Annotated in this window: 3 protein-coding genes; all 3 read right to left on the bottom strand. The window is 42.8% G+C overall.

The window, feature by feature from the left end; genetic code table 11:
* The coding region (locus KKI13_05855; protein MBU4488571.1) for a hypothetical protein at positions 1–3,411 on the bottom strand (3,411 nt) is incomplete at its 3' end.
* Positions 3,412–3,766: 355 nt separating this feature from the next.
* On the bottom strand, positions 3,767–4,276 hold the full coding sequence (locus KKI13_05850) for a hypothetical protein (GenBank protein MBU4488570.1): 510 nt from the start codon (positions 4,274–4,276) through the stop codon (positions 3,767–3,769).
* 88 nt (positions 4,277–4,364) lie between these two features.
* A partial coding sequence (locus KKI13_05845; GenBank protein ID MBU4488569.1) for a hypothetical protein occupies positions 4,365–4,605 on the bottom strand: 241 nt, incomplete at its 5' end.

The raw sequence follows: 4,605 nt of genomic DNA, 5'->3' as shown, positions 1-4,605 counted from the left end.
GATCGTAATAGTGCCTTCCCTCGTGGTAGTAATTACGAAGGATTGGGAATCGTTTATGTTATCGGCTATGGTTGAATTAATGACGTTTATACTTGCCCCTCCGGCAAGATAGATCGTTCCGCAAAAGACCTTTGTGCCAAGGCGCCAGCTGTATGGAGAAACGCTTGTAGCTGGTAAGTTCTTATTATTGGCAATAACGGTATTTTCAAGATATAGTTTTGAATTCCAGGAGGAATATATCGCGCCGACTTTTACGCCCTGGTTATCGGTGATTTTGCAGTTTCTTAGAGTAAGTTTCCCTGAGTAGTTCTGGATAGCACCTTCCGCGCTCTGGCCGCGGTACCCTTTTATCGTAACGTTTTCTATCGTAACATCGTTCAAATTTTTGAAGAGTTGATAATAATATTCGTTCTGGCTGTAGAACGCCGGGTCTTTTATGTAGATACAGTAATTGCCGAGATTGATGATCGTGTTCCCGGGGTCTTTTCCGACGATTTTCACATTTTTGGTAATATTCAGATTCGAGGTCAGATTGTAGATACCAGCATCAAGGACTATCGTATCCCCGCGCTGAGCTGCATTTATCTTATCCTGAATGATCTGGCCGCCCCATACCGGAAGATCCGCTATGATACCTGCACCCAATATCTCTTTCATTTCCTCCCGTTCCATCTCAGATGCGCCTTCGGGTTTTACAGTCGAAAGTATCACGCCTTTCCATTTTTTAATAAATTCGGGGATCGTTTCCGTGAAAAACTTGCCTGAGTTATCAACGTAATTCACGATGGTGTCTGTCACTTTTGTGATGACTACGTAATGGACGTTATTTATATGGGCTATGACCGGCGTGGCTATCTTCTTTAATTCGTCTATCGAAATCTTTAATGCATAAAGTGTGAAATTTTGAAGCTTCTCCGCGGCCTCTTTTATGGCAAAAAGGCTTGTCTTTAATATACCTTGCGCCGTAGGAAGAAGTGCGCCGTACAAGATATCGATGATTATTGTAGTTGTGGCAATCTTAACATCATTTGCATAGTTCAGCATTCTGCCCAGTGCAAAGGCGGCGCAGTTGAACACATTGTCCACCTGACTTCTCAGATAAGAAGATATCTGGTCAAGGCCTTCCTGGGTGAGAATTGCCGGATTATATTTTGCAAGGAGCTTCCTGAAATCTGCAAATGTGCTGCTGGTTGAATTTATAACATTATTTAAAAATGCGAGGACGCTCCTTATTACTTTTTCTCCTATCTCTTCTCTTTCCAATTTTACTTCTTCTGTAGTAAGCCCCTGGATCTTTTTACTGAGTTTCTTGGTTGCTATCTCACGCTCTACCTCGGATTTCACTTCCGGGAATATTTTTTCAACCTCCTTGTAGGCTTTTACGGGAACTTCTAATTCGCTTACCTTGTCAAGCAGTACTTTTATGCCTTCTTTCGCCTTTTCCAGATTGTCTTTTTCGCGGGGCACAAGAACGTTATTAAGATTATCTAGCTCTTCCTCAAGTTTTTTGATGCTCATACCCTGATTGGCATTGATGTAAATCGCATATACGCCCATTATCATACGACCTATATCGCTTGATGTATTAACCACAACAGTGGAATAATGAGGCAGCTCTAAATCAACCACGCCCTCGGGTGTCTCGGGGGCTGGGATGACTACGCTTAGAGCGGGGATTAGCTTCGCATAGTATACGAGTGTAGCATCGTCTGTCGTAAGTAGCGTATTGCCATCTTCATCCAATATTGAAACCTTGGCGCCGTCTTCGGAGAGTTTTACTTTGTTGAGGTACTTACGATATTCTGCTCTTATCTCGTCTTCAATGGCCTGTAAGGCATCCGCTTTTTTGGTTATTTCATCTATTATGGCTTTCTTCCGGGCCTCGATTTCCTGCCTAACCTTGGGGTCAAGAAGAACTGTTTTATTCAGGTCTGTGTGGTATTCATAGTCCTTCCCGTTATAGCTAAGGACGATTTTAAAGCCCTCGATCATTCCCTGGGTAAATAAATCGCCTTCTTTATAGCCGCCGAGGGAACCGTTATTCCATATGACGCGCTCGATGGATTTCACGGCTATGTTCGGATAACGGTCATATCGCACTATTGAAGTGGGCCTGTCGATGGGTTTGACTTCGCCGGGTGTTTCTTCTCCCGGTAATAGCTTCAGCCCTTCTTCTGTCCATGCCCAGGGTCCGGGTTCTCCGGCTACAACCGGCACTATGACAGGCGATATGCCTAAGAGTGTTGCGAGGTCTTCTTTGGAGAGGACCGTCATATTCTGTTTCTGGACTTCAAACTCTTGAATCTTTAAAAGCAGTGTTTTTACACCACCACGTGCTTTTTCGAGATTGGCTTTTTCTTCGGGCATAACTTCGGTTTTTACTCTTTCCAGCTCCGCCTTAAGAGCCTCCATGCTCATTTCCGGATAAGCCTTAAGATAAAGTACCTTCGCGCCCATTATCATCTGATGAATCCTGCTGCTCTGAACCACAATCATGCTGGCTCCAGAAAGCTCAAGATCAACAACGCCCTCCGGCCTTTCGGGTTGGGGTACGCCCCCGCTTAACACAGGGATAAGTTTAGCATAATAGACCAATGTGGCATCCGCACTGGTAATTATAACATTGCCGTTTTCATCAAGAACGGACACGCTTTTTCCATCTTCGCTGAGTTTTATCCTGTTTAAGAATTTCTTATATTCCGCTGTTATTGCATCTTCGATCTGTTTAAGCTCTTCTGCTTTCTTTTTTATCTCATCTATAAGCGCTTCTTTCTCCGCCCGTTCCTCCTGTAATTTTATAATTATGTCCTTATTTTTAATTAAAAATGTCTCTATTGCCTGCGAAAGGTCAACCCCGCCGCTTTGTTCCAGATTATAATAATACGCGATCTGAATCTCCTTAACCACACCCGCCTCTTCATCATAATATGTGATACGGGGTGTTTTTCTCTGGTCGGCTCTATCGCCGACAAAGTAGGGGTCGTAATTGTACGTGAAGTCGTTTACAGTGTTTGTTGCGGGATCAACATAGTTCAAATGGAGGCGCAGGGGGTTTTTCTCAATAACTATTCCCTCGCCTTCGGTGCTCGTGACGGGCGGCTCTTCTGTAGGCGCAATTTCTTCTTTCTCCTCAAGCAGCTCCCGCTGTCTCTGCTGCGCCTCTTCCGCGTCTTCCATTGTCTGCATAGGAGAACTTATCTCGGCCTTATCATCTGGTAATATATTTTTAATATCATTTATGTCGCCGGCCCAGACAACCTGCTGCAATAAAAATACCCCCGCAATAATCGCGGCTATAGTCTTTAGCCACGGCCTGTAACGAGGGCCTTGCCATTGGATTATACTGACTTCAGGCACCGCAAAATCTAATCCGTCAGGCTCATTTTTTTCTACTGCAGTTTTTCCCAGCATTATTTTTGTCCTCTTATGCTAATTAAATGGTATATGTAATGTTTATAAAAGTTATGTTGATAAAGTACTATGGGGATAAAATTTTTATAGCTTGAGAAAAGCCTTTTAAATAATATTAAATTAGTGCGGAAAAAAATTATCTGAAAGAATCTTGTCATGCGCATCCTTTCTCTTCAGATACTCTTAGGCGAATAAGTTGTGGAAGAAACTATTTATATTCTTTTTAAAAGATTTTATCAATTAAGCCATAAAAAACGGGCTATTTTAAGTCCACTCTATTATACCATATATACCGCGTGGTGTCAATAGATAATAACTAACTTTTTTATATTTAACAACTACTGGTTTTGCGATCCTATTTCTTTTCCTTCTTTTTAGAACCGGTTTCTAACTTTTCTTTTTCTACAGAATATACTCTGACCTTAACAGAGCCGGAATTATCAGAATAATCATAGTCACTTACCCAAAACCGTACCGTTTCTTTTTGCTTAAGCTCAAAAGCCAGATATGTCCCCTTCTTCTGTTCCTTCAGGGCCTTAAGAGCCGCTTTTTCCGCTTCTACCTGTGTAAATACTTTCGGCTCCGGTTGAACATACAAAGTACCTATGTTTGCCTCATCTTGGCCGCCTCTCACACCAGTTCCTATGGATACTGCATAAAGCCAGCAATAGTTGGGGTGAATAGGAAAATGCAGGGTTATCCCGCCTGATTCTATTTGTGCTATGTATGTTCCCGCCGGTATTTCAACCTCCACTCCGGCACTATCCTCGGCAGGCACTGTTACTATTTCATCCAGAGAATAGCACACACCGTACCCGAGAAGTAACAGAGATATAACGACTATCAGCATCTTAATTTTTTTCATAGGCGCCCCTTTTTTGTATGGCCGTTTTATATTTACAGATACACATTGTACTTCTTTGCGGCCTTTTTTGCAACATTTATTATTTTATTCACTCAAATTTCGCCCCCATGTCAGCACCGTTTAAGCCCGTGCCTCTGCAGGGCGATGTATCGGCTATGTTGTAATCATAGTTTGCCGCGTCGATAAACTCCGGGTCTTCATGAATGAGCCCTTCGCCTGTAATTGTAACCATGTCGCCATTACATCCCATTCCATATTCTAAGGACTTTGTGTCGGAATAGCTGAATACCGGTGATGTGTTGCTTCTCGCGAAGAAGTCCTCGGCAGTT

It is taken from the genome of Candidatus Omnitrophota bacterium (assembly GCA_018894435.1).
Taxonomy (GTDB): domain Bacteria; phylum Omnitrophota; class Gorgyraeia; order JAHIPI01; family JAHIPI01; genus JAHIPI01.
Note: the sequence above shows the minus strand (reverse complement) of the source record. Positions and strands in the feature narration are given on the sequence as shown.

Excerpts from the sequence above, each read along its gene's own strand:
- KKI13_05850 (MBU4488570.1), bottom strand. The coding sequence starts at position 4,276 with ATGAAAAAAATTAAGATGCTGATAGTCGTTATATCTCTGTTACTTCTC.